The 22,621-nt window shown below is 67.4% G+C and carries 21 protein-coding genes; 8 read left to right on the top strand and 13 right to left on the bottom strand.

Features of this window, described 5'->3' with window-relative positions; translation table 11 throughout:
- Positions 1-23: 23 nt before the first annotated feature.
- Positions 24-806 (bottom strand): hypothetical protein, encoded by a 783-nt coding sequence (locus ACWDTD_RS10260; RefSeq protein WP_449747014.1) that lies wholly within the window; start codon positions 804-806, stop codon positions 24-26.
- A 240-nt stretch (positions 807-1,046) separates the two neighbouring features.
- Between ACWDTD_RS10260 and ACWDTD_RS10255 the strand changes: the two genes are divergently transcribed.
- The 5 genes from ACWDTD_RS10255 to ACWDTD_RS10235 all read left to right on the top strand — a co-directional run bounded on the left by ACWDTD_RS10255 (position 1,047) and on the right by ACWDTD_RS10235 (position 8,022).
- Entirely contained in the window at positions 1,047-1,703 is a 657-nt protein-coding gene (locus ACWDTD_RS10255) for a response regulator (RefSeq protein WP_449746981.1), read from the top strand.
- Positions 1,704-1,756: 53 nt separating this feature from the next.
- A complete protein-coding gene (locus tag ACWDTD_RS10250; RefSeq protein WP_449746980.1) occupies positions 1,757-2,875 on the top strand; it encodes a sensor histidine kinase in 1,119 nt (372 codons plus the stop codon).
- Between the two features lies 1 nt (position 2,876).
- On the top strand, positions 2,877-3,932 hold the full coding sequence (locus ACWDTD_RS10245; RefSeq protein ID WP_449746979.1) for a hypothetical protein: 1,056 nt from the start codon (positions 2,877-2,879) through the stop codon (positions 3,930-3,932).
- A gap of 14 nt (positions 3,933-3,946) precedes the next feature.
- Entirely contained in the window at positions 3,947-6,538 is a 2,592-nt protein-coding gene (locus ACWDTD_RS10240; protein ID WP_449746978.1) for a hypothetical protein, read from the top strand.
- 614 nt (positions 6,539-7,152) lie between these two features.
- Positions 7,153-8,022 (top strand): 1,4-dihydroxy-2-naphthoate polyprenyltransferase, encoded by an 870-nt coding sequence (locus ACWDTD_RS10235; protein WP_449746977.1) that lies wholly within the window; start codon positions 7,153-7,155, stop codon positions 8,020-8,022.
- A gap of 120 nt (positions 8,023-8,142) precedes the next feature.
- Here the strand turns inward: ACWDTD_RS10235 and ACWDTD_RS10230 are convergent, their stop codons facing one another.
- The 6 genes from ACWDTD_RS10230 to ACWDTD_RS10205 form a co-directional block, all read right to left on the bottom strand.
- Positions 8,143-9,027 carry a Clp protease N-terminal domain-containing protein gene (locus tag ACWDTD_RS10230; RefSeq protein WP_449746976.1) on the bottom strand — a complete coding sequence of 295 codons (885 nt, stop codon included), beginning with the start codon at positions 9,025-9,027 and terminating at the stop codon, positions 8,143-8,145.
- Between the two features lie 25 nt (positions 9,028-9,052).
- A complete protein-coding gene (locus ACWDTD_RS10225) occupies positions 9,053-9,283 on the bottom strand; it encodes a helix-turn-helix domain-containing protein (RefSeq protein ID WP_449746975.1) in 231 nt (76 codons plus the stop codon).
- Between the two features lie 493 nt (positions 9,284-9,776).
- Entirely contained in the window at positions 9,777-12,317 is a 2,541-nt protein-coding gene (locus ACWDTD_RS10220) for an FtsX-like permease family protein (RefSeq protein WP_449746974.1), read from the bottom strand.
- The gene (locus tag ACWDTD_RS10215; RefSeq protein WP_449747013.1) at positions 12,314-12,982 is read right to left on the bottom strand and encodes an ABC transporter ATP-binding protein; all 669 of its coding nucleotides are present in this window, start codon (positions 12,980-12,982) and stop codon (positions 12,314-12,316) included. The genes ACWDTD_RS10220 and ACWDTD_RS10215 overlap by 4 nt, the downstream gene beginning before the upstream one ends.
- Before the next feature lie 344 nt (positions 12,983-13,326).
- On the bottom strand, positions 13,327-14,475 hold the full coding sequence (locus ACWDTD_RS10210; protein ID WP_449746973.1) for a PLP-dependent cysteine synthase family protein: 1,149 nt from the start codon (positions 14,473-14,475) through the stop codon (positions 13,327-13,329).
- A 5-nt stretch (positions 14,476-14,480) separates the two neighbouring features.
- Positions 14,481-14,846: a DUF4229 domain-containing protein gene (locus tag ACWDTD_RS10205; protein ID WP_449746972.1), complete on the bottom strand. Its 366-nt coding sequence runs from the start codon at positions 14,844-14,846 to the stop codon at positions 14,481-14,483.
- 160 nt (positions 14,847-15,006) lie between these two features.
- Between ACWDTD_RS10205 and ACWDTD_RS10200 the strand changes: the two genes are divergently transcribed.
- The 3 genes from ACWDTD_RS10200 (at position 15,007) to ACWDTD_RS10190 (ending at position 16,128) form a co-directional block, all read left to right on the top strand.
- Positions 15,007-15,252, top strand: coding sequence for a BldC family transcriptional regulator (locus tag ACWDTD_RS10200; protein ID WP_449746971.1), 246 nt, complete (start codon positions 15,007-15,009; stop codon positions 15,250-15,252).
- A 155-nt stretch (positions 15,253-15,407) separates the two neighbouring features.
- Entirely contained in the window at positions 15,408-15,608 is a 201-nt protein-coding gene (locus tag ACWDTD_RS10195; RefSeq protein WP_449746970.1) for a hypothetical protein, read from the top strand.
- A gap of 46 nt (positions 15,609-15,654) precedes the next feature.
- Positions 15,655-16,128, top strand: a complete 474-nt coding sequence (locus ACWDTD_RS10190) for a helix-turn-helix domain-containing protein (RefSeq protein ID WP_449747012.1) — start codon at positions 15,655-15,657, stop codon at positions 16,126-16,128.
- 36 nt (positions 16,129-16,164) lie between these two features.
- Here ACWDTD_RS10190 and ccsB read toward each other — a convergent pair whose 3' ends face one another.
- Genes ccsB through hemL form a run of 6 tightly spaced genes read right to left on the bottom strand, consistent with a single transcriptional unit; the run spans position 16,165 to position 22,369 of the window.
- Positions 16,165-17,190, bottom strand: a complete 1,026-nt coding sequence (gene ccsB, locus ACWDTD_RS10185; RefSeq protein ID WP_449746969.1) for a c-type cytochrome biogenesis protein CcsB — start codon at positions 17,188-17,190, stop codon at positions 16,165-16,167.
- A gap of 36 nt (positions 17,191-17,226) precedes the next feature.
- The gene (gene resB, locus ACWDTD_RS10180; RefSeq protein ID WP_449746968.1) at positions 17,227-19,014 is read right to left on the bottom strand and encodes a cytochrome c biogenesis protein ResB; all 1,788 of its coding nucleotides are present in this window, start codon (positions 19,012-19,014) and stop codon (positions 17,227-17,229) included.
- Positions 19,011-19,790, bottom strand: coding sequence for a cytochrome c biogenesis CcdA family protein (locus ACWDTD_RS10175; protein ID WP_449746967.1), 780 nt, complete (start codon positions 19,788-19,790; stop codon positions 19,011-19,013). The genes resB and ACWDTD_RS10175 overlap by 4 nt, the downstream gene beginning before the upstream one ends.
- 5 nt (positions 19,791-19,795) lie before the next feature.
- A complete protein-coding gene (locus ACWDTD_RS10170; RefSeq protein WP_449746966.1) occupies positions 19,796-20,383 on the bottom strand; it encodes a TlpA family protein disulfide reductase in 588 nt (195 codons plus the stop codon).
- Positions 20,384-20,414: 31 nt separating this feature from the next.
- Entirely contained in the window at positions 20,415-21,041 is a 627-nt protein-coding gene (locus ACWDTD_RS10165) for a histidine phosphatase family protein (RefSeq protein WP_449746965.1), read from the bottom strand.
- On the bottom strand, positions 21,041-22,369 hold the full coding sequence (gene hemL, locus ACWDTD_RS10160; protein WP_449747011.1) for a glutamate-1-semialdehyde 2,1-aminomutase: 1,329 nt from the start codon (positions 22,367-22,369) through the stop codon (positions 21,041-21,043). Before hemL ends, ACWDTD_RS10165 begins: the two co-directional genes overlap by 1 nt.
- Between the last annotated feature and the right edge of the window lie 252 nt (positions 22,370-22,621).

Raw genomic sequence — 22,621 nt, 5'->3', positions numbered from 1 at the left:
AGGACCCGCGCGAACTGCGTCGGCTAGAGCACGGCCGTCGACGACCAGCCGGGGCTCGGCGCCATCGGCTTCCACGGTTGGGGTCCCCGAACCGGCGCGCGATGCGGGACCGAAGCGGGAACTTGGGCCGCACAAGCGAGTTGATCGGCGGTGGGCGTCGGGTACACGGCCGCGAAGTCGTACCGGGTGGCGTACCAGTCACCGAAGACACGTGCGCCCGGGGTGCGGGCGGTGCCCTTCACGGCCGTCGGCGGCATCACCAACCCGCGGCGGAAGTCGATCTCGACCGGCCGGGGGCTGTCCATCCCGGAGAGCCAGTCGGTGTGCCGGCCGGTTGTTTCCCGGACCGAGCGGTATCCGTAGCGGCAGAGCACCAGGCGCGTCCACGCCCCGTCGTCGACCCGACGCAGTCCGGTGAAGAACACCGTCCCGACACCAGGCCGGGAGTCGGACACCGTCGACGGGTAGACGCTGATCATCTGCGCGATGTTCGACGGCGCCGCCTCCGCGAAACCCGGATATCCCCAGTGCGTGGAACCGCTGGCGTTGGCCAGTTCGAAGGATTCGACGAAGGCGCGTACAAACGTTCCCTCCGGACTCGAGACGTCGAATACGGAATCGGGAATCCATCGGAACGTGGTGTCGAAGTCCGCGGGAACGTTCTCCGAAACACCACCGTTGTGACCGGTTTCGGCGTTGATCTGTGACGAGGTTTCCGGACTTTTTCCGCACCCGGACAGAATCATCGCCGAGATGACGGCCAGCAGCGCAGCGGCACGTCGGACGCGCTGCGCTGTGGTCACGATGACTCCCCTGGCCGACGGGATTTGACCTGTGTTTTTGCAGCGTAGGCAGAAGCCATCGCAGGTGGCGGCAACTCCACGCACCATTACGGCGAAGAAAATGCAACAGATTGGATACGGCGGCGCATTCGCGATGTCGAGAATTGGTGGAGGAAGGCGCCGTGGGCGCCCGAGAACTACAACGGCCGTTTCGGATTCGACTACGTTTGTGCAGCGGACCCGCGCATCGGTAATGATACTGCCATGAGCGAGGAGCGCGCCCCGCATCGTATCGGTGTGGTCGACGACCACGAGCAGATCGTGCGGGGCCTGCGCGCCACCTTTGATGCCCAGCCCGACATGCATCTGGCCGCCGGGGCCGACACGGTGGCCGACCTGCTGGCGGTGACCCGGGACCTCGACCTGGTGCTGCTCGACCTGAGACTCGACGACGGGACGGCACCCACGGAGAACATCGGCTCGCTGCGAGCGGCCGACATCCCGGTACTGCTTTATACCTCGGGTGACGAGAGGTATCTGATCCGCGAGGCCGCGGCCGCCGGAGTGATGGGCATGATCCGGAAGAACGCTCGTGAACGGGAACTGCTGGCGGCGATACGTCAGGCGCTCACCGGAAACGCCGTCGCCGGCATCGACTGGGCGTCGGCCATCGATTCCGACGACGACTTCGTCGAACTCACGCCGCAGCTGCGGCGGGTTCTCGAGCTCTACGCGGCCGGCGAATCCACCGCCCGGGTGGGAGCCGAACTGCACCTGTCGCCCGAAACCGTCAGCGACTACGTAAACCGCATTCGCGCACGCTACGCCTCGGCCGGCCGCCCCGCGCCCACCAAGACCGACCTGTACAAGCGAGCGATCGAAGACGGATGGCTACCGGTTCCCCGGCGTCAGGACCACTGACGGGGGTCGACGCCCGGCGAGACCGTTACGCCGGACGTCGAATCCTGCGGCAGGTGTCGCTGTTCATCGCGGCCGGCTACGTGATGTATGCCGTGCTGTGCATTCCGCTCATCCTCGCCGCGGCCCGCGTGACCGCGGCGTGGTGGACGCCGGTGGCGCTGGTGCTGTCCATCGGCACCGGGCTGGCTATGGGACCGTTGAGCCGTCACGCCGACATCAGACGCCTGCGGATCGTCGCCGGGGTGAACGTGGTGGGCTACCTACTCGTCGGCGTGCTGTGGTGGCCGGCGTGGGACGGCAGCCCGCTGGGTACCGCGCAGGTGGTGTGGTTCGCGCTCTTTCCCGGGTTGGCCGCGATCTCAGCGGCCCTGGCCTTTCCGCCGTGGGCGGCCTTCGGTGTGCTCGCGGTGTTCATCGCCAACACGGGCATCATCGATCTACTGGCCAGGCCGACCACCGAGACCGATCCCTTTCTACCGGGACTGTTCTGGGGGTACGCGTTCTCGCTCATCTTCGTGGCGGCCGCGGTGATGGGAATCCGGGTCACCGGGATCCTCGACAGCTCCCGGGCACGGGCGCTCTCGGCCACCGCCGCGGCCGCGGCGGCCGGAGCGCGATCGGCCGAGCGGCATCGCTTCGATGCGTTGACCCACGACAGCGTGATGTCGACGTTGCTGCTCGCCGCCCGCAACGGCGCCTCACCCGAGCTCGCCCAGAGTGCGCGTGAAGCGCTGGCCGCGGTGGAGCAGGCCGCCGATCCCGTCGACCGCAGCACGGTGACGGCCCCCGAAGCATGCGAACACATCGCCGGCGTCGTGATGCTGGTCGATCCGACGATGCGGGCGCGCACGGTGATCGGTGACGCGCACACCACTTATCCGGGGAACGCGGTGATGACGATAGCGGCCGCGACAGCCGAGGCCGTTCGCAACAGCCGTCGCCACGCAGGCGAGGGCGCCACGACATCGGTGTCGGTCACGACGTCGCCCGACGAGTTGTGCGTCGACATCGTCGACGACGGCGCCGGCTTCGATCCCGCCACGGTCCCGGCGTCGCGACTGGGCATCGCGGTCAGCATCCGCGGCCGCATGAGGCGACTGTCGGGCGGCGACGCGACCATCGACTCCCGGCCCGGTCGCGGGACGCGTGTGCACCTGAGGTGGCGGCGCTGACATGGGGACTCTGACATCCGGTGTGGTGCTCGACGGGCCGCGCGACGTACGCGACCTCCTCGGTCTGCGACGCCCCGAGGCGATGGCGGTACTGGGTATCTACCTCACCGCGCTCTGCGTCACCGTGATCACCTCGGCCCCGCTCGTCACCAACGCGTGGGGGATCGTAACCGGCACGCTGATCTTCGTGTCGGCGTCGATAGCGGTGATCCGCGCACCGGGTGATCCGCTTCCGATCACCACCACGTGGTTGCTCACCGCCGCGGGTCCGTTGGGCGCCGCGCTGATGCTCTCGGCGATCCCGGCGTCGGCCGCGGCGACGGGCCTGGTGTCCATGACCCACGGAGCCGCTGCGGCGGTGTACGTGTTCATGGGCGTGCGGGGCCGGGTGTTGATTCCGTGGATCGGATTGGTGTGCGTCGTAATGCTTTTCGCACTGTGGGGCACGGCGACGGGCCAATCGGCGATAGCCGCGGCCGGGTTGGCCCTGGTCGATGCCGCGCCCATGGCGCTCGGCGGTCTGTTCGCAGTCACGTTGCGGCCCACCACCAGTCAGGTGTTCGAACTCCGCGACCAGACCACCCGGCAGGTGGCCGCGCTGGCCGCCGACGGCGCCGCCCGCGACGAACGCAACCGCCAGGTGCGTCACCTCGACCAGCTCGCACGCCCGTTGCTCGAACGCATCGCGTCCGGCGACGAACTCACCGCCGACGAGCGCGTCGGCTGCGCGGTGCTCGAAGCCCACCTGCGCGACCGTCTTCGTGCGCCGCTGATGTCGGAACTCGATCTCGACAATCCGGTGTTCCGCGCCCGCAAACGCGGTGTGGATGTGGTGCTCATCGACGACTCCGGCGCCACCGGTACGGTTGATCCCGTAGTGGCGCACAGTGTTACGCGGCTGGCCACCGACGTCCTCGACCACGCGCAGGACGGGGAGGTGTTCGTCCGGATCACACCCACCGAACGCGCCACCGCGGCGTCGGTGCTGCACCGCACCGATCACACGAGCAAGCGGTGGGAGATCAACCGAAACGGGGCCGTCGCGTCGGTCGGCTGAGGTTAGAATTGCCCATGGCCGGCAACCATGACGGTGGTGAGCAACCGACAGACGCGACGAAGAAACCGCTAATGCTGCTCACCCACGGTGTGAGCGGCACAACGTCGGAAACAATTCTGGATTCGCCACGAGTGGTAGCCGTGCCCGGCACCCTGGGCAGTGACTATCGGGGCGAATTCACCACCTACCCGAAGGCACCGCGCCACATCGAACGCACCCAGGATCGGTTCGGCTACCGGTGGGCCACAATGACGTCGGGCCTGCGCTCGCAGGCGATATGGGCACTGTTCGCGCCGTTCGTGATGGCCAATGTCGCCATCTGGATGCTGCCGCCGGTGAAACGACGCCCCGACGGTTCCGCCTGCGCGGGATGGACGTTGGCGATGGGCCTCACCCGTGCGCTGTTCCGCCTGGTGGGGCTGGCACTCACCGCAATCTTGGTCACCCAGATCACATACCTGGTTGCCGAGGTCCTCGCGAATCAATGTCGGCGCACCGACGACGGCGGTCCGCGCTGCTGGGCGTGGCTGGCCGACGACTGGGGATGGCGTTGGCACGCCGTGAATCTCGGCATGCAGGATGGCCAGATGCGATCCGTCGTGGTTGTGCTCATCCTGGCCGCTGTCTTCGTTCTGGGCGCCTTCGTGTCGCTACGGGGCGACAACGATAGCGATCTGCGCACCGAGAAGCCCGGATCTGCAAACGACGCTCTCTCGTCCGCGCCGCCCATCGCGCGCGACGAGTTCGTGCGCCCCACCGATTCGCGCGCGACATTGCTGTTGACGACCCACGCGGTAACCGGAATCACCTTGGTGGGCTGGAACCTGGTCGGCGGGTGGCACGCCGGCTGGTGGGTGACCATGGGGTTCGGTGTGGTACTGATCATCGCGGTGTGCGCCACCGCGCTGTGCAATGATCCGCGGGCGTCGGGCGGCGATGCGCACTTGGGAGGTCCCACTTCCCGGTTGCGCTGGATGTGGCGGTTATTCGTCTCCTGGTTCGCGCTGGGCTGGATGGCGCTGGGTGCGCTGACGCTGTTCGTCATCATGGTCTGGGTGCTGCCGAACCGATTCCGCGGCGCAGGCGACGGAACCCGGCAGGTAATCGACGGCTCGATGCTCGACTGGCTTTTCTTCGCCGCAGCCTTACTCGTCGCAGCTGCAGCGTTCATGACCGTCGTCGTCAGTCTTCCGTTCCGCAAGGCGATGATGCGAGAACCGCGGATCACACGAGTGTGGTTGTGGGGCATGCACGCTCCCAGTGTGGCCGCCCTTGCTGTGCTGGTGGGTGCCGGTGCGGGCGTCGCACTTACTCGCCTGGTGATCGGCGTAGTCGTCGTGACGTCCGACGAGGCGGCACCCAGGAACGTCTTCGACCAGACGATCGGCTGGCTGGGGGGCCTCATAGGTGCGCACAATCTTCGTGAGACGTCGATGACACTCCCCCGGGTGTACATGTCGACGGCGTGGATGTGGGGCGCCACCACGATGGTGTGCGCGACCATCGTTCTCGTCGTGGTCGGGATTGCGCTCTTTCGGAAGAGCCCGCGCCAGACGCTCGCGATTGCCCTCCAGGCACGAGTCACGCCGGAGAAGATCCCAACGATCCGGTGGAAGTTGGCGACGGGGAAGCTTGCGACTCCAACGGCCTTGGCGATCGTCACGACGGTGGCGGTGGCGGCCGGGGCCGTCGCACGGTTTTGCCACTCTCTCGTCAGCGCAACCGAGTGGATCGAGACCGTGGGAACCCTCGCGCTGGTGGCGTTCGCGGGGTTGATTTTGCGCGCGGTGTACAACGCGGCGAAGAGCCCACGCAACGCCGGTCGGGCGCTTGGTGTGCTGTGGGACCTCGGGTCGTTCTGGCCGCGGGAGGCACACCCGCTGGTACCGCCAGCATATGCGCCGCGCGCGATCCGAGATCTCGAAAAGTTCGTCACCACAACGATTCCCAAGGTTCTGCCCGACGACGAAAACGCACCACTCGTGCTCGGCGGCCATAGTCAGGGTTCGCTCATCATGTACGCGCTCGCCCACCGCCTCCACGCCCTGGGTGTCCCCGCCGAGCGAAAGCTCTCGCTACTGACCTACGGTTCGCAGCTCGGTTGGGCATACGGCCGTGCCTTTCCGTCGGTGCTGAATCACGACACGCACGAGCAACTGCGGAGCGCCTTGGAGGATCGGTGGATCAATCTCGTCCGGTTCACCGACTACATCGGTGACGGGGTGGTCGCGGTGGCGGGACGAGACGGCTTCCGGCCGTACATGCAGGGGTCGGTGACCGGTGACCTGAATCCGCAACCCCAGTGTGGAGCGGCGGGATCGGTGTCCGCATCCGTTCCGCGGTACGTGCTCCGGCGTGAAATAGCGCCGCTCGAGGTATGGCTGCCCGACCCGTCACCAGGAGACTATCCAGCGGACACTATTCATCAGCACTCCGCGTACACGTCTGACGTCACGTGGGACGAATGGATCGAGGCCCTCACGCCGGCGGGTCGGGTCACCGCCACGCCGCAACCCGCGAGGGGAACTACCAAGCCGTGGTGCGACCGACATCTCGTCGCCGCCGTGATGTTCTGCGCCTGGGCGCGCTGGCTGCGGCGTCGCTGACGTTGGCGGCCCGCGCACGGTCGACGGCTCCGGAGGCACCGAAATCTCCGCGCAAGCAGTGGGGCGCCTTCATTCCGTCGGGAGCTCCCGACCGCACCCCGATCCAGCGGTTGGAAGCACTCGCCGGATCGCGTCGGGGGGTGTTCGACGGCGACCTGCGCGAGTGGGCGTCGGCGCTGAAGTCGTGGGGCAAACCGCTGCTGCTGCCGCGCACCCATTTCCCTCCTGCGCAAGAGATCCATGCCGCGGGAAGGACATACGTCCGCGGGAAGACGCAGGAGGCCCGGACTCGACCGTCAGCGGGCGTTGTAGTCGAACTGCGCCTCGTCGGAGTGGCGGGTGAGCGCAGGTTCGAGCACCTTGGCGGTGGTGTTGGTGAGGTGCGAATCGTGGGGCTCATGATCCCTTCGAATCGCGGCTCCAGCGGGTCCGCCGCGTCGCAGGCGAGCCCAGTGCCGAGCAGTGCAGCCGGGGTCGATGTCCGACGACGTCAACCCGAACGCGGCCGGACAGCAGTTGTGGACCAAGACCGTGCTCACCGCCTTCGGGCTGCCCACGCAGCAGTAGATCGCCTGGCCGACGACGAGCGTCGGCCTCGTGGCACGATCTGATACGTGGCAACCCCCAAGCAGTGGATCGCGGGCGCGCGTCCGCGGACTCTTCCCAACGCCATCGCTCCGGTGGTCGCCGGCGTCGGCGCGGCTCTGCACCTCGGTGACATCGTCTGGTGGAAGGCGGTGCTCGCGGCGGTGGTCTCCATCGCCTTCATCATCGGGGTGAACTACGCCAACGACTACTCCGACGGCATCCGCGGCACCGACGACGACCGGGTGGGTCCGATGCGGCTGGTGGGCTCGGGTGCGGCGTCGGCCGGTGCGGTCAAACGCGCGGCGTTCATCTGCTTCGGGGTGGGCGCGGTGTGCGGAGTGGTGCTGGCCGCGACCACGGCGTGGTGGCTGGTGGTGCTCGGAGCCGTCTGTGTGGCGGGAGCGTGGTTCTACACCGGCGGCTCGAAACCCTACGGCTACCTGGGTTTCGGCGAAGTGGCCGTGTTCGTGTTCTTCGGTCTCGTCGCGGTGCTCGGCACCCAATACGTCACCGCGGGTGCGGTGGACTGGGTGGGGCTGGCGTGCGCGGTGGCGGTGGGCAGCCTGTCGACCGCGGTCCTGGTGGTGAACAACCTGCGTGACATCCCCACCGACGCGGTGTCGGGCAAACACACGCTGGCGGTCCGCATCGGCGACAAGCGGACGCGGATGCTCTACGGCGTGCTACTCGCGGTGCCGCTGGTGGCGAGTGTGGTGCTGATCGCGGCGACCCCGTGGGCGTTGCTGGGACTGCTTGCGACGCCACTGATCTGGGTCGCGTACCGACCGGTGCGGGAGGGGGCCACCGGCCCCGGGCTCATCCCCGCCCTCGGTGGTACCGGGATGGCGATGCTCGCATGGTCGGTGCTGACCGCCGTCGGGCTGGTGCTGGGGTGACGGCGGGGGTCGAGGCGTGGCTCCGCGGGATACAGATATAAGTGCGGCGTGAGCGCACCGCCAACGCAATTATTGCGTTGGCGGTGCGCTCCGACCCTAGTTGTATTCGCGCGCGTGCGATCACACCTGCGCGTCGGCCTCCGGCAGGCTCGCCAGCACGGCGGCCTTCAAAGCGTCTGCGGTGGTGGCGGATTCGATCACGGTACGCGAGGCGTCGTCGTTGACCTCGATGATCCCGAGAAGTAGGTACTCGGGGCGGAGGCGGTCGTCGCCGCGTTCACGCACGATCTCCACGGCTGCCTTCAGCGCGTCGCGGGTCTCCGGGGCGAAGCGGGGGCGCCCGCCACGTCCGCGCGGGCCACGCCGTCCACGACCCGGCTCCCACGGACCCTCACCCGCGAACGGGCTGTCGGGACCGAACGGGCTGTCGGGGCCGAACGCGCCCTGGGGGTCGAATCCGGGGCCGAAACCGCCGGGTCCGTAGCCCTGGCGGGGGTCGAAACCGGGGCCGAAACCGCCGGGGCCGAAGCCCTGGCGTCCGCGGCCCCTGCCTCGGCCGTGTCCGTGGCCGTGTCCATGGCCATGTCCCCGACCGCGGGGACCACCGTCACGGCCACGCGGAACGCGGCCGCGCTCGGGCCGCTGCGCCCAACCCTCGGACAGGTCGTCGCCAAAGCGGTCGCGCACGGCTTCACGCACCTTGTCGAGGTCGATGCCGATGCTCTTGAGTGCTTCGCGGTCTTCCTCGTAGCGCTCGGCGGCGCTCTGCTCGGCGGCCGCGACGTCGTCGACGTCGTTCTCCTCGTGATATGCCCGCGCGGCGTCACGCGCCGTGGCGAGCGTCAGACCCTGCTCACCGAGCAGACCGAACAACGGCGAACGCGCGTTGCACAGCATGCCGAGGATGAGGTGGTCGTTGCCGAGCTGGCGATGTCCCAGGTCGGCGGCTTCCTGCGTGGCGAATGCCAGCAGCATCCTGTCGTCTCGACTGAATCGTCCGAACATGATGGTTCTCCTAATTCCGGCCCTACTAGGCCTCACGTTGTGAATGTTTCTGGTGCACGGCTTGGCGGCTGATCTGCAAGATGTCGGCGATCGCCTGCCAGCTCCAGCCCTTGCTCCGGGCGTTGGCCACCTGAACCTCCTCGAGCCGGTCGGCCAGGGTCCGTAGTGCGCGGACAGCGGCCAGTCCGGTGGCCGGGTCGTCGCTCGCTGCGGCTCCGGCCAGATCCTGCTCGGGTGTTGTCGGTTCGTCGCGCATGGTTGTCAGGTTATGTTGACGAAGAACGGTTGTCAAGAATTATTGACAGATTGGTTTCCGGGCTCGACGAGCAACGGCACGGGAGTGGCGGCTAAGGTCGTGCGGACGACGCCGCCCGTCGCGGACTGAGCTCGCGCACTCGAGGAGAGTCATCATGACCAACGAATTCGACGGCCTCCCTCCACTCATCGTCGCCGCACTCAGAGCTCCGCATGGATCCCGACAAACCTGTCGTCCACGCGCGTGCGACCGCCTACCCATCTCCCGAGCCGCCATGGACGCGACGTCGATACACGCCGCTTCTCGTCAGAAACACTGCGCGTGCGAAGTGTTTACGACGAAATTCGGGGTTCCTGCGACAATTCCGCGAACAGACACTCGCCGTACTCAACATGGGCCTCCGCGGCACCGCCCCCGGGATTCGAAGCCACCGCATACCCATTCCCGCACCGCCATCAACCCCATCCTCACCACCAGCAACGCCGGCTGACCGCTACTCCGCGGCGATCGCCGCGGTGATGTTCATGCGGGCGGCGCGGTACGCAGGCACGTAAGCACCGAGAAGACACAGCACCACTGAGACCGCGACGAAGATGAGAGTGGACGGTCGGGGTGTGTACGAGATGTCCAATGACGTTGTCGCAGAGAGTATTTTGTCCGCAAGAACGTGCAGTCCGGTACCCATCACCAGGCCGGTGATGGCGCCCACCACGGCCACGGCTGCCGCGTCGGCCACCACCATGCGTGAGATGAAGCGGCGCGACGCGCCCATCGCGCGCAGCACACCCAGTTCGCGTCGACGCTCGAGCACCGACAGCAGCAGGGTGTTCAGCAACGCCACGGCAGCAGCGGCCGACACGATCCACTGGATGGCCACGGTGAACGCGCCTGCCTGCTGCGCGGACTGCTGAGTGGCGGCGAGCGCTTCGGCACCGGTGTAGACCTGCACCGGTACTCCGCCTGCCGACGGATGGGCGTCGGCGATCCGATGCAGGTGCATCCGCACGCTGTCCTTGTCGGCGCCGGGCGCGGTGATCACCTGCAGATAGGTGTCGCCGTCACGGTTGAACCATTGCGCGAGAAGAGCATTGGAGATCGCTCCGGTTCCCGAATAGATGGTGACGTAGTCGACGACGTCGCGCACCACGACGTCGTGATATCCCGTCGGCGAGGCCAGTCGGAGCGTGTCACCGATCCCCTTGTCCAGCGATCGGGCCAACACACTCGACAGGATGACGCCATCGCCGTCGAGCACCCGCCGCACCGCCTGAGGACTGGCCTTGCGCATAAACGGCGCAGTGGAGCCCGGTTCGAGGCCCTGCAGCAGAATCCGATCGGCACCCACGTTGACGTTGGCCCATTGGGCGCCGATCACCTCGGCCACGCCGGGTACGGCACGCACCTGCGACGCGATCTCCGGTGAGAGCGGCGGTCCGGTGGGCACCTGTTCGCGCGAGGTCGAGGATACGTAGAAATCGGGATCACCCAGTCCGTCAAGGGATGTAGAGATCGACGAGACGAGGTTGTCGAGGGCACCCGACGTTCCCATACCCACTGCGATGGCCACGGCCACCGTCATCAACGTTGCCCATACGCGACGCGGCGAACGTTCGGTGTTGACCGCGGCGAGTCGACCGGGGCCGCCGAACCACCGCGCCACTCGGACAACGGCGGCAACGAGCCGCCTGGTGAGCGCGAAGCACACCACGAGTCCGCCGATGGCGTATACCGCACCCGCGAGCAACGCCGCCCGCCCCGGCACCTGCGTCGCGATCACCCACGACGCGATCAGCAGTGCGAAACCGACAATCGCCGACGACCACACCAGCCATCGTCGCATCGCGACGCTGTCGGCGACCTCGCCCGGGACCATCGCCTCCACCGGCGACACCGCGAACACCGAACGCGCGGCCAGCGAGGTGGCACCGACGCACGCCACGACGCATGCGGCCACCGCGACCACCGCGGCGTAGACGGGAAGGTGATAGTTGACGGCAATAGTCATCGAATCGCGTGTGGCAGTGGGCACCCGCCACACCGCCCACCGGCCGGCCAACACACCGACCGGCACTCCGATGAGCCCGCCCACCAGACCGAACAACGCCGACTCGACGAGCAGGTCGCCGACGAGGTGACGTCGTTTGGCGCCCAGCGCCCGGATCATCGCCAACGATTGCCGCCGCGAGGCGACGGCCATGTTCATCGTGTTGAATACGAGGAACGCGGCGATCACCAATGAGATCAACGCCACCAGCAGCGTCGAGTCCCGGGTGACCGAGGACGCCACTTCCGCCTGCTTGGTCCGGAAGTCGGGGTTCACCACCACCGCACGGCCCGCGACGACCGAATCCACCTGGGCTCGAAGCTGATCGAGGTTCGTGCCCGGGCGCGCGACGATGAGAATGGACGACACCCTGCCGTCCATTCCGGTGAGTCGTTGTGCCAGCGGCAGATACGCGAACATGAAGTCGCCGCGGTTGAGTTGCCGGGAATCATCGACGCTCACCACGCGCAGCACCCGGACCCGTGTGCCGTCGATCGTGATACGTTGTCCCGCAGATAATCCCGTACCAGAGCCGACGATGACACCGTCGATGAGGTCTTGCTGGTCGACGCCACCCTCCTGGTCGGCCGACCGCAGTTCGCCCGACAATGCGGTGACACGAAAGTCGGAGCCCAGCAACGTGATCGGCCGGCCGTCGACCATCACCTGACCACGGATGACGGGAACCACCGACTTCGCGTCGGGCACCGCGGCGCGGATCTCCCCCGCCAGCCCGGCGTCGACCCCGGCATCGGAGATCGACGCCACCTCGACCTGCGCGGCACCGTTGATCGCCGCGTCGAACTGTCGGACCGACTCGGTGAACGATCCGAAGATGCCGAGCACCGCGACCAGCAATGCCGACGAGATCATCACGACGATCATCGATGTCAGCACGCGCAGTCGGTGGCTGCGGAGCTCACGCAGATTCAGCACCCGCACCCGAGTGAGCCCCGAGCGCACCTCGCGCACCGTCCGGATGTCCCTCAATGGGCGATCTTCCCGTCGCGCACGGTGACGGTGGTGTCGGCGATCGAGGCCGCGCCGGGATCGTGGGTGACCATCACGACAAGGCGGTCGGGTGCGTCGTGGGCGACCTCGGCGAGGAGGTCGAGGACGGCTTGGCCGGTGCGCGAGTCCAGGTTTCCGGTCGGCTCGTCGGCAAGCAGGATCGCCGGCTCCATCATCAGCGAGCGGGCGATGGCCACGCGCTGCATCTGGCCGCCCGACAGTTCCGACGGTCGGTGATCGATCCGGTCGCCCAGTCCGACGCGTTCGAGCAGTTCCACGGCGCGGGGTTTGGCGGCGCGCAACGACTGGTTGTCGAGGAGGCGGGGTAGCGCCACGTTTTCCCACGCCGACATCGTCGGTACGAGATTGAAGAACTGGAACACGAACCCGACGCGGTGGCGGCGGAATTCGGAGGCGGCGTTGTCGTCGAGCGCACCGAGGTCGATGCCGTCGACGCGGATGGTGCCCGACGTCGGGGTGTCGAGGGCGCCGAGGATGTGGAGCAGTGTGCTCTTGCCCGCGCCGGATGGCCCCACCACGGAGACGAACTGGCCGCCGTCGAGGGACAGGTCGAGGCCGTCGAGGGCGCGCACACGCTCGTCGCCGAGTCGATACTCGCGGACCAGGTCCGTCGCCTGCACCACGACAGTCACATCGCGATCCTAACCGCGCACCCATCGGGGGCGGTTGAGCTCGGCGACACCGCCGCATCGGGCACGCTCGTGGTTTCGACAAGCTCAACCAGCGGGGAAAGTGCTCAGCCAGCGTGGTTTCGACAAGCTCAACCAGCGGGGAACGCTCAACCGGTGGGGGGTTTCGACAAGCTCAACCGGCGAGAAACGCTCAACCAGCGGGGAACGCTCAACCGGTGGGGGGTTTCGACAAGCTCAACCAGCGAGAAACGCTCAACCAGCGGGGAAAGTGCCCAACCAGCGGGGGGGTTTCGACAAGCTCAACCGGCGAGAAACGCTCAACCGGCGAGAAACGCTCAACCAGCGGACCAGGTGCCGGTTGCGTAGAACTCATCGAGGACGGCGGTGGGCGGGGCCAGGTCGAGGCCGGCGGCGGCCACCCAGTCGTCGTCGAAGTAGGTGGTGGCGTAGCGGTCGCCGGAGTCGCACAGCAGGGTGACCACGCTGCCGGCCTGCCGCTGCGCCACCATCTCGGCGACGAGTTGCAGAGCACCCCACATGTTGGTGCCGGTGGAGCCGCCCACCCGCCGACCCAGCCGGGCGCTCAGGCATCGCGCCGAGGCCACCGATGCCGCGTCGGGAACACCGATCATCCGGTCGATCACCTGCGAGACGAACGACGGCTCCACCCGCGGCCTGCCGATACCCTCGATGCGCGAACCGATCTCGCTGCGCAACGACCCGTCACCGGTGGCGTAGGCGTCGAAGAACACCGAGTTCTCCGGGTCCACCACGGCAAGCCAGGTGGGATGCCGCCGATAGCGCAGATACCGGCCGAGCGTCGCCGACGTCCCGCCGGTACCGGCGCCCACTACGATCCAGGTGGGGATCGGATGATCTTCGTCGGCCATCTGCGCGAAGATCGACTCGGCGATGTTGTTGTTGCCACGCCAGTCGGTGGCGCGTTCGGCCATGGTGAACTGGTCGATGAAGTGCCCGCCGAGTTCTGCCTCGAGCCGCAACGCCTCGTCGTAGATGTCGGAGGCATGCGGCACGAAATGGCAACGGCCGCCTTCGCGTTCGATGAGCGCGGTCTTCGCGGGCGAGATCCCCGAGGTCATCACCGCGACGAACGGCACGCCGATCAGGTGCGCGAAGTAGGCCTCGCTGACCGCCGTCGACCCCGACGACGCCTCGATGACCGTGGTGCCCTCGTTGATCCAGCCGTTGCAGATGGCGTACAGGAACAGCGACCGGGCCAGCCGGTGTTTCAACGATCCGGTGGGATGGGTGCTCTCGTCCTTGACGTAGAGATCCACACCCACCTCGGTGCCGTCGGGTTCGCGCCAGCGGCTCCAGTCCGGCAGTTCGCACCGCAGCAGATGGGTGTCGGCGCTGCGGCGGGCATCGGCCTCGATCACCCGTACGGCGTTCTCGGTCCACGAGCGGTCGGCGCGACGGTCGACGTCGCGGTGCGGCCACACGCCCATCGACCCGTCACCCATGACACTCACCGGCCGGTGGACTGGCCACGCAGCTTGGACTGCAACTCCTCGTGGCGTTGGCGACGATCGGCGTCGATCGCGGCGATCTGACCGTTGACCCGGACTCGCAGCTTCTTGAACAACACCATGCCCAGCGGCAACGCGATCAGCACACCGAACGCTGCGGCCACCAGAATGGGCACAGTGACCCCGGCGATCGCGCCGACACCCATGATGACCGCGGCCACCACGACCACCAATCCAAGCCGTGCGAGCGTGTAAAGGACCATCGAAATCACCAGCTGGCCGATGCTCGTACGGCCCTGACCTGCGGTGTCGCGGTTGTCCGAATTATTCGCGTCCGGTTGCGCCGGTTCCTGCTCTGCACTCACACGCCCAAGCCTACTGCCCGCCTGAGCGGTGTCTGCAGGTCACAGGCACCTTTTGACTCTCTTTACCTGCCACTGACGGTTCGAGTACCTGGGCGATTTGCGTGTATTCATGGCTAGTCGCGGTTTTCGCGCCGCGAGCACATCCAGTGAAGGGGTAACCATGACCATCGCCCATCCTGCTCCGACATCCACGCCCACTTCGCTCAACGGCGGCGTGATCACACCCGGACTGGCCAGCCAGCACACGCTGACACCCGGCCAGGTGGCCGCCATGTTCAACGTCAACCCCAAGACCGTCGCCCGCTGGGCCAGCTCCGGGATTCTCGGGTCCATCCGCACTCCGGGCGGACATCGTCGTTTCCGTGAGGAAGACGTGGTGGCACTGCTCAATCGCCGCACCCCCTAAAACGGCTCGAGGGACCAGTACGGTTCGAGAGACCGCCGGGGTCGACGTCGCTTCCGCAGATCCGTCATACGAACGGGTGCATTCGGAATGGCACAGTTGTCCGAGTTGCGGCAGTACGTTCTGACCTCACGTAGTCTTGGGTGACGGAGGTTTTCATGACTTTTCTGCTCGCCTTGGTGGGTGTGATCGCGGTGGGTTTCTTGCTGTGGCGCGCATTCGGACCGCAATTGGTGAACGACGACGACGAGGTGACCGAGCGTCGAGTACGCACGCGTGGGCCGGTGGGCCCCGACGACGATCCCGAGTTTCTCCAGGATCTCGACCGTCGTGCGCGCGGCGGTAACGAGGACAACTGAGCCGTCCGGCCACATCGTGGAGCCAGGCCGGCTCTCGTCGGGTAAAATTCGTTTCGCAGTACGATGTTCGGCTCCGGGCGAAAGGGATACCGCGATCGACGACGACCCCAGTTTCGCTGCGAAGCTCGGCGCTCTCTTCGAGCGAGCGCGCGACGAGAACGGCCTGCGTTACACCGGAAAGAAGATCGCCGAAAAGGCCAACGCCCGCGGCTTTTCACTGAGCGACGCCTATATTTCCCAACTGCGCACCGGCAAGGCACGGACACCGTCGTTTCGCACGGTGGAAGCCATTGCCAGCGCATTCGAAGTGAGCGTCACCTATTTTCTGTCCAATCCCGACGAGGATCTCGATCGGGTGCGCCGCCAGCGTGACTACGCGCAGCTTCTCGTGGCCACCGAAACGCATCTGTCGGGGGTGGACATCGACTCGCTGTGTCCCACGACCATCGACGTCATCATCGATCTGCTCAAGGTGGTCCGTGCGCAGGCGGTGCTCCGCGAGCCACACACCCAGGCGTAGCCCGGATTCCCGCCGAGCCCGTACTGCCGACCCGGTTCAGAGTCCCGCGTAGGAGTGCAGGCCGGACACCACCAGGTTGATGATGAACAGGTTGAACAGCAGCGCCACGAACCCGGCGACGTTGATCCACGCGGCCGCGGTGTTACGCCAGCCCGCGGTGGCCCGGGCGTGGAGATACGCGGCGTAGATCACCCAGGCGATGAACGAGACGGTCTCCTTGGGGTCCCATCCCCAGAACCGGCCCCACGCCGCCTCGGCCCAGATGGCGCCGAAGATGATGCCGAGGCCGAAGAGCGGGAACCCGAACACCACGCACTTGTAGGCGAGGCGGTCGAGCGCGTCGGCCGACGGGATGTGCGCGACAAGCCGTCGCAGTGACCCGACCATGCCGCCGCCCGTATCCGACACCGACTCGGCCGACGCACCCCACCGCATCTTGACCAGGTACAGCGCGCTGGCCACCCCGGACACCAGCAGCACACCGGAGCTGATCGAGATGATCGACACGTGGATGGCCAACCAGTACGACTTGAGCGCGGGAACCACCGGCGCCGCCTGCGTGTACAGCCAGCGTCCGGCGATGAACATCAGCAGCGTCACGGGCAGGAGCACAAACGACAGCAATGGTCGGTTGACCGGCTTGCGCAGCACCACCAGACCCGCGACGACGCAGGCGGCGCAGGTCAGCGAGATGAACTCGTACATGTTGCCCCAGGGGGCACGGTCGGTGGCCATGCCACGGGTGACGATGGAGGCGATGTGCGCGGCGAGACCGACGAACACCACCGGATAGGCCATGTTGCCGAGCTTTTCGGAGAAGGTGCGCCGCGCCGGTCCCTCGACCTTGCCCGGACCGTCGACGCGGCCCGGTGTGCGGATGTCCACACCGCCGCCACCAGCGCTGACCAGTGCCTCCGAGGCACTCAGCTTGCGGCTGCGGGCACCGGCGAGCGCGGCGAAGAACAGGAACATCGCGATGACGTAGACAGTGATGGCGGTGCCGAACAGGAGGTCGGAGTACCGGGCCAGGGTCTCGTCGATCTGCGCCGATCCTGTGTTCATCGCTGCCTACCTCGTTCGCGTGTGGTGGTGGGACGGTCACAACCGTCGTCGTGACAGGCGGGATGCCGTGCTGCCGCCGGCGGTTCCGGGTTCGTCGAGCAGCGCCGCGGCCTGCTCATCGAAACCGTCGCCCCATCCGGCCTGGTCCGTGCGGGCCAGTCCGGCGATTTCTACTACAGTACGTCGTCGCCCATCGGGAATCGATGCGGCGGGATCGGATGCAGCAGGATTCGATGCAGCGGGATTCGACCCGGCAGGATCGGATGCGGCCGATTCGGATGCGGCAGATCCGGATGGAGCGTTGTCGGCAACGGGTACCAGCCGCGCCCAGATGCGACGACGCTTGACCAGCAGCGAGGTCACCAGGCCCAGCAGCATCACGATCGCCGACACCAGCACCCACTTCTGGGCGGGGTCGTGTGACACCTGCACCGACACCCAGCGTTTGTAGCCGTCGAAGCTGACCTGGGTGCCGTCGGGCAGGGTGGCGTTCTGTCCGACCTGCAGATTGGCCTGCGCCTTGCGCACCAGGCGTCCCTGGTGGATCAGGTCCATGTCGAGCGAGTACGCGTTCTGCGCCTTGCCGGTGTCGAGGCCGGTGTCGCCCTGGTAGATGCGGATCGCGACGGTCGGATCGTCGGGCACCGGCGACGACGAGGACAGCAGCGTGCCGTCGAACGTCGCGGTCGGCGCGAACAGGCCCTCGATCGCGATCTGCTTCTGGCGGCGGGTGTCCTCGTCGGGGTAGAGGCCCGCGGGGGTGTCGAAGCGGGCGGCACCCGACGACAACATCGTCGACATCACTTCCGGAATGAACAGCGCTGTCTGCGTGCGCTTCTCACCGTTCGGGAAGGTGACGGTGAAGGTGGGGGCGAAACCGTTGCCGAGAACGTAGACGCGGTCGCCGGCCACGCGCAGCGGATCGTTGACGCGCACCGAGGTGGAATTCCACTGCGAGGCCGGGGTTGCCGGATCGGTGGTGTAGCGGACCTTCGCGTCGTACATCGACGGCTGCCCGCTGGGCAGGAAGGTGGCGGAGAAGTCGTCGATGCGGATGCAGAACGGCTCGAGGTCGGTGCCGTCGACCAGGGCTCCGGCACGGAAGGAGTCGTAGACCGCGGTGGAGGTGTTGCACAGTCCCTGTTCCCCGTCGGCGACGAGGCTGCGGGTGCCCTCGTAGCCGTAGAGCTTGCCGACGGCGATGGACACCAGTAGCGCGAGCAACGCGAAATGGAACACCAGATTGCCGAATTCGCGCAGGTAACCCTTCTCCGCGGAGACCTCGACGCAGCCCTGCGGATATGCCTTCGATGGTTCGCGCACCGTGACCTCGCGGCGCCATCCCCGCAGATTTCCCGAGATGCGGTCGGCGAGTTCTGCGGGGTCGCCGTCGGCCGTCTCGGTGATGTGACGCGGCAGGCGCGACAAATTGCGGGGCGCGGCGACGGGTTTGGCGCGCAGGCTCTTGGCGTGTTCGTACATCCGCGGGGTGAGGCACCCCACCAGCGATACGAACAGCAGCACGTAGACGGCGGTGAACCAGGCACTGGAGAACACGTTGAAAAGCTGCAGCTTGTCCATCCACTCGCCGATCCGGCCGTGATCGGAGATGTACTGCAGCGTCTTCTGCTCGTTGAGTTCACGCTGGGGCAGCAATGCGCCGGGGATGGCGGCCAGTGCCAGCAGGAACAGCAGCACCAGCGCGGTGCGCATCGAGGTGAGCGCCCGCCACAGATTGCGCAGCGGCCACAGCACCCGCCGTCGCACCCAGTGGGGACGATCCGGCGTCGGGGGGCTCGGCGGCGCGTCGAGTACCTGCGTCATACCGGCAACTCCGTGTCGGTGATGAATGCGTCACGCACCCACACGATGAACTGATCCCACAGCCCGGTCACCAGGGCCACCCCGACCGCGATCAGCATCAGCCCACCGAAGATCTGGATGGCCCGGGCGTGCGACCGCAACCAGCCGAGGCTGCGCAATGCCCACGCCGACGAGAAGGCGAGGATCACGAACGGAATACCCAGGCCGATGCAGTAGGCGATGATGAGCGCCACACCCTTGGCCGCGGTGGCCCCCTCGGTGCCGCTGGCGGTGGCGATCACCGCGGCCAGCGTCGGCCCCAGACATGGGGTCCAGCCCAGTGCGAACACCGCGCCGAGCAGCGGGGCGCCCACGATGTTGGACACGTTGCGCGGGGCGAATCGGAACTCGTGCTGCATCATCGGGATCAGGCCGATGAACACGAGCCCCATGATGATGGTGATCACACCGCCGATGCGTTGCAGCAGTTCATGATTGACGATCACGGTGCTGGTGATGCCGAGCACCGTGGCGGTGGCGGCGACGAACACGACGGTGAACCCGAGCACGAACAGCCCCGCCGCCATCGCCACCCGGGAACGACCACGCTTGGCCGGCTCGTCGGCGGTGACCGCGGGCGCCTCGGCGCCGACCAGGCCGGCGAGATAGGACAGATACCCGGGAACCAGGGGCACCACGCACGGTGAGGCGAAGGAGACGAGACCGGCGATCATGCACGCGGCCAGCGCCAGCAGCAGCGGCCCGCTGGTGACGGTGTCGGCGAAGGTGGTGCCCATCCCGCTCACGGTTTCGCCCCGCCGTCCTCGGCGGCCACCCGCGTCACCACCGCGTCGAGTTCGTCGGCGGACACGGTCTTGAGGAAGACCGCCGCGGGCCGATGCTGCCGATCCAGGACGATGGTGGTGGGCACCACCGAGGTCGGAGTGGTCAGCGCGGCCAGGGTGGCGCCGTCGAAGTCGTAGATCGACGGATACCCGACCTTGCGGTCGGCGACGAAATCGCGCGCCGAATCCCGGTCGTCGCGCAGGTTGATGCCGAGGAACGCGACGCCCTTGTCGCGGTTGCGTTCATAGACGGTTTCGAGGTCATCGGCCTCGGCGCGGCACGGTCCGCACCACGACCCCCACACGTTGAGAACCACCACCTGGCCGGCGAAATCGCGGTTGAGGTCGATGGGCTTGTCGGTGACCAGATCCGGGCCGGTCAGATCGGCGATCGGCTTGCGGTCGGCCTCGGGGTAGGTGATGACCGTCTGGCCGCCCGGGGAGACGAACTGGAAGGTGTCTCCCTGCGCTACCGCATCCTTGCCGGTGCCGCAGGCGCTGAGCAGCACGGCAAGCGTGGACAGCACCGCGAACACCGCGGTCATCAGGGTCGTTCTACGCACGTCTACTACCGACTCACGCCCCGGTCGCCAACGGATCCGACGCCCCGGCCGGCTCCGAGTAGATGATGTCGACGAGCGCGTCGTCGTCGTAGATCAGGCTGGTCAGCGATGCGAGCGAGCACTGTCGGCGACGCGGGTCGTGCCACAGGCGCTGGCCTTCGAGGAAGCGGCGCAGCGTGTAGACGGGCAACTGATGGCTCACACAGACCGCCTCGTGGCCGCGGGCGGCGTCGCGGGCCTTGTTGGCGGCGGCGAGCATCCGGTGGGCGAGCTGGATGTAGGGCTCGCCCCAGGACGGGGTGAAGGGGTCGCGCAGCTTGAGCCAGTGTCGGGGTTTGGTGAGGGCGCCGTCGCCGACGGATACGCGCAGTCCCTCGAACACGTTCTCGGCCTCGACGAGCTGGTCGTTGGTGAGGATCGAGAGGTCGTGGGCCGCGGCGACCGGACTCGCCGTCTCCTGGGCGCGCTGCAGCGGGGAGGCGAAGACCGCGGTCACGTCGTGGTCGGCGAGAACGCCCGCGACCTTCTCGGCCTGCGCGCGGCCCGTCGCCGACAGTTTGAAGCCGGGCAGCCGGCCGTAGAGAATGCCGTCCGGATTGTGCACCTCACCGTGGCGCATCATGTGGACGATCGTGTGCATCAGGAGCTCTCCCCTACTTGCGCGGGTGCGGTGGCCGGTCCGGTGGCCGGTCGGGTGGCCTCCGCAGCGGCCCGCGCGGCGGCGGGCAAAGCGTCGGCGATCACCGAGAAAGCATCCTCGTCGAGCGCCGCGGAGACAAACCAGGCCTCGAATGCGCTGGGCGGTGCGTACACGCCGCGGTCGAGGAGGGCATGGAAGAACGGGGCGAAACGCCAGGTCTCGGTGGTCTTGACGGTCTGGTAGTCGATGATCGGCGTCTCGGGATCGGAGGTGAAGAACACACTGAGCAGGTTGCCCGCCATCTGCACCCGGTGGCCCACCCCGGCCGCCGACAACGACTCGGTGAACAGGTCGGCCAGACGCTGCGCGTTGGCATCGAGCGCCGCATAGACGTCGGCATCCGCGTGACGCAGGGTGGCCAGCCCGGCGGCCACGGCCACCGGATTACCGCTGAGCGTGCCGGCCTGATAGACGGGGCCGATGGGCGCCAGCTTCTCCATGACGTCGGTGCGTCCGCCGAACGCGGCCGCCGGCAGGCCGCCGCTCATCACCTTGCCGAAGGTGTAGAGGTCGGCACCCACACCCTCGAGGCCGTACCAGCCGGCCGGGCTCACCCGGAATCCGGTCATGACCTCGTCGATGATCAGCAGTGCGCCGTGTCGGCGGGTGACCGCGCACAGCCCGGCGTTGAACCCCTCGACCGGGGCGATGGCGCCCATGTTGCCGGCGGCGGCCTCGGTGATCACCGCGGCGATCTCGTCGCCGTAGGTGTCGAAGGCCTCGGTGACGGCGGCGAGATCGTTGTAGGGCAGCACGATGGTGTCGTGGGCGGCGGCGCCGGTGACACCGGGGGTGGTCGGCAGACCGAGGGTCGCGACACCCGAGCCCGCGTCGGCGAGCAGCGCGTCGACGTGTCCGTGGTAGCAGCCGGAGAACTTGATGATCTTGGCGCGGCCGGTGTATCCGCGGGCCAGCCGGATGGCCGACATGGTGGCCTCGGTGCCCGAATTCACCAGGCGGACCCGGTGTACCGGGTCGACGCGGTCGATGATCTCCTCGGCGAGCTCGACCTCGGCCTCGGTGGGCGCGCCGAACGACAAGCCGCCGGCGGCGGCACGCTGTACCGCTGCCACCACCGCGGGGTGTGCGTGGCCGAGGATCATCGGGCCCCACGAGGAGACCAGGTCGACGTAGGTGTTGCCGTCGACGTCGGTGAGTCGGCACCCCGACGCCGAGGCGATGAACCGGGGATCACCACCGACCGCCGAGAACGCCCGGACCGGGGAATTCACCCCGCCAGGGATCGCGTGGCGCGCCCGTTGGAACATCTCGGTGGAGCGGGCGGCAACGGCAGCGGATCGGGTCACGGCCTCCAGTGTTCCAAATGGTGCCGACCGAGGAAAATCCGACCTGATCAGGGCCGGTGTTGCGCCCGGGTGATGCCGGCGTGGGACGCCCCCGGGCGGTCGGGTCCCGATGCGAATACAGATGGGACCACAGCGCATCGCCACCGCGATTATTGCGTTCCCGATGCGCTGTGACCCCAGTTGTATTCACACATCTCGGTAGTCCCCGAAACC

The sequence above is a fragment of the Gordonia sp. NPDC003425 genome (assembly GCF_053588635.1).
Note: the sequence above shows the minus strand (reverse complement) of the source record. Positions and strands in the feature narration are given on the sequence as shown.

What these genes read in the sequence shown, in the direction of transcription:
- ACWDTD_RS10255 (WP_449746981.1), top strand. Translation starts at nt 1,047, where the DNA reads ATGAGCGAGGAGCGCGCCCCGCATCGTATCGGTGTGGTCGACGACCAC.
- ACWDTD_RS10245 (WP_449746979.1), top strand. Translation starts at nt 2,877, where the DNA reads ATGGGGACTCTGACATCCGGTGTGGTGCTCGACGGGCCGCGCGACGTA.
- ACWDTD_RS10240 (WP_449746978.1), top strand. Translation starts at nt 3,947, where the DNA reads ATGGCCGGCAACCATGACGGTGGTGAGCAACCGACAGACGCGACGAAG.
- ACWDTD_RS10230 (WP_449746976.1), bottom strand. Translation starts at nt 9,027, where the DNA reads ATGTTCGGACGATTCAGTCGAGACGACAGGATGCTGCTGGCATTCGCC.
- ACWDTD_RS10225 (WP_449746975.1), bottom strand. Translation starts at nt 9,283, where the DNA reads ATGCGCGACGAACCGACAACACCCGAGCAGGATCTGGCCGGAGCCGCA.
- ACWDTD_RS10210 (WP_449746973.1), bottom strand. Translation starts at nt 14,475, where the DNA reads ATGGGTGACGGGTCGATGGGCGTGTGGCCGCACCGCGACGTCGACCGT.
- ACWDTD_RS10200 (WP_449746971.1), top strand. Translation starts at nt 15,007, where the DNA reads ATGACCATCGCCCATCCTGCTCCGACATCCACGCCCACTTCGCTCAAC.
- ACWDTD_RS10195 (WP_449746970.1), top strand. Translation starts at nt 15,408, where the DNA reads ATGACTTTTCTGCTCGCCTTGGTGGGTGTGATCGCGGTGGGTTTCTTG.
- ccsB (WP_449746969.1), bottom strand. Translation starts at nt 17,190, where the DNA reads ATGAACACAGGATCGGCGCAGATCGACGAGACCCTGGCCCGGTACTCC.
- resB (WP_449746968.1), bottom strand. Translation starts at nt 19,014, where the DNA reads ATGACGCAGGTACTCGACGCGCCGCCGAGCCCCCCGACGCCGGATCGT.
- ACWDTD_RS10175 (WP_449746967.1), bottom strand. Translation starts at nt 19,790, where the DNA reads ATGGGCACCACCTTCGCCGACACCGTCACCAGCGGGCCGCTGCTGCTG.
- ACWDTD_RS10170 (WP_449746966.1), bottom strand. Translation starts at nt 20,383, where the DNA reads ATGACCGCGGTGTTCGCGGTGCTGTCCACGCTTGCCGTGCTGCTCAGC.
- ACWDTD_RS10165 (WP_449746965.1), bottom strand. Translation starts at nt 21,041, where the DNA reads ATGCACACGATCGTCCACATGATGCGCCACGGTGAGGTGCACAATCCG.
- hemL (WP_449747011.1), bottom strand. Translation starts at nt 22,369, where the DNA reads ATGTTCCAACGGGCGCGCCACGCGATCCCTGGCGGGGTGAATTCCCCG.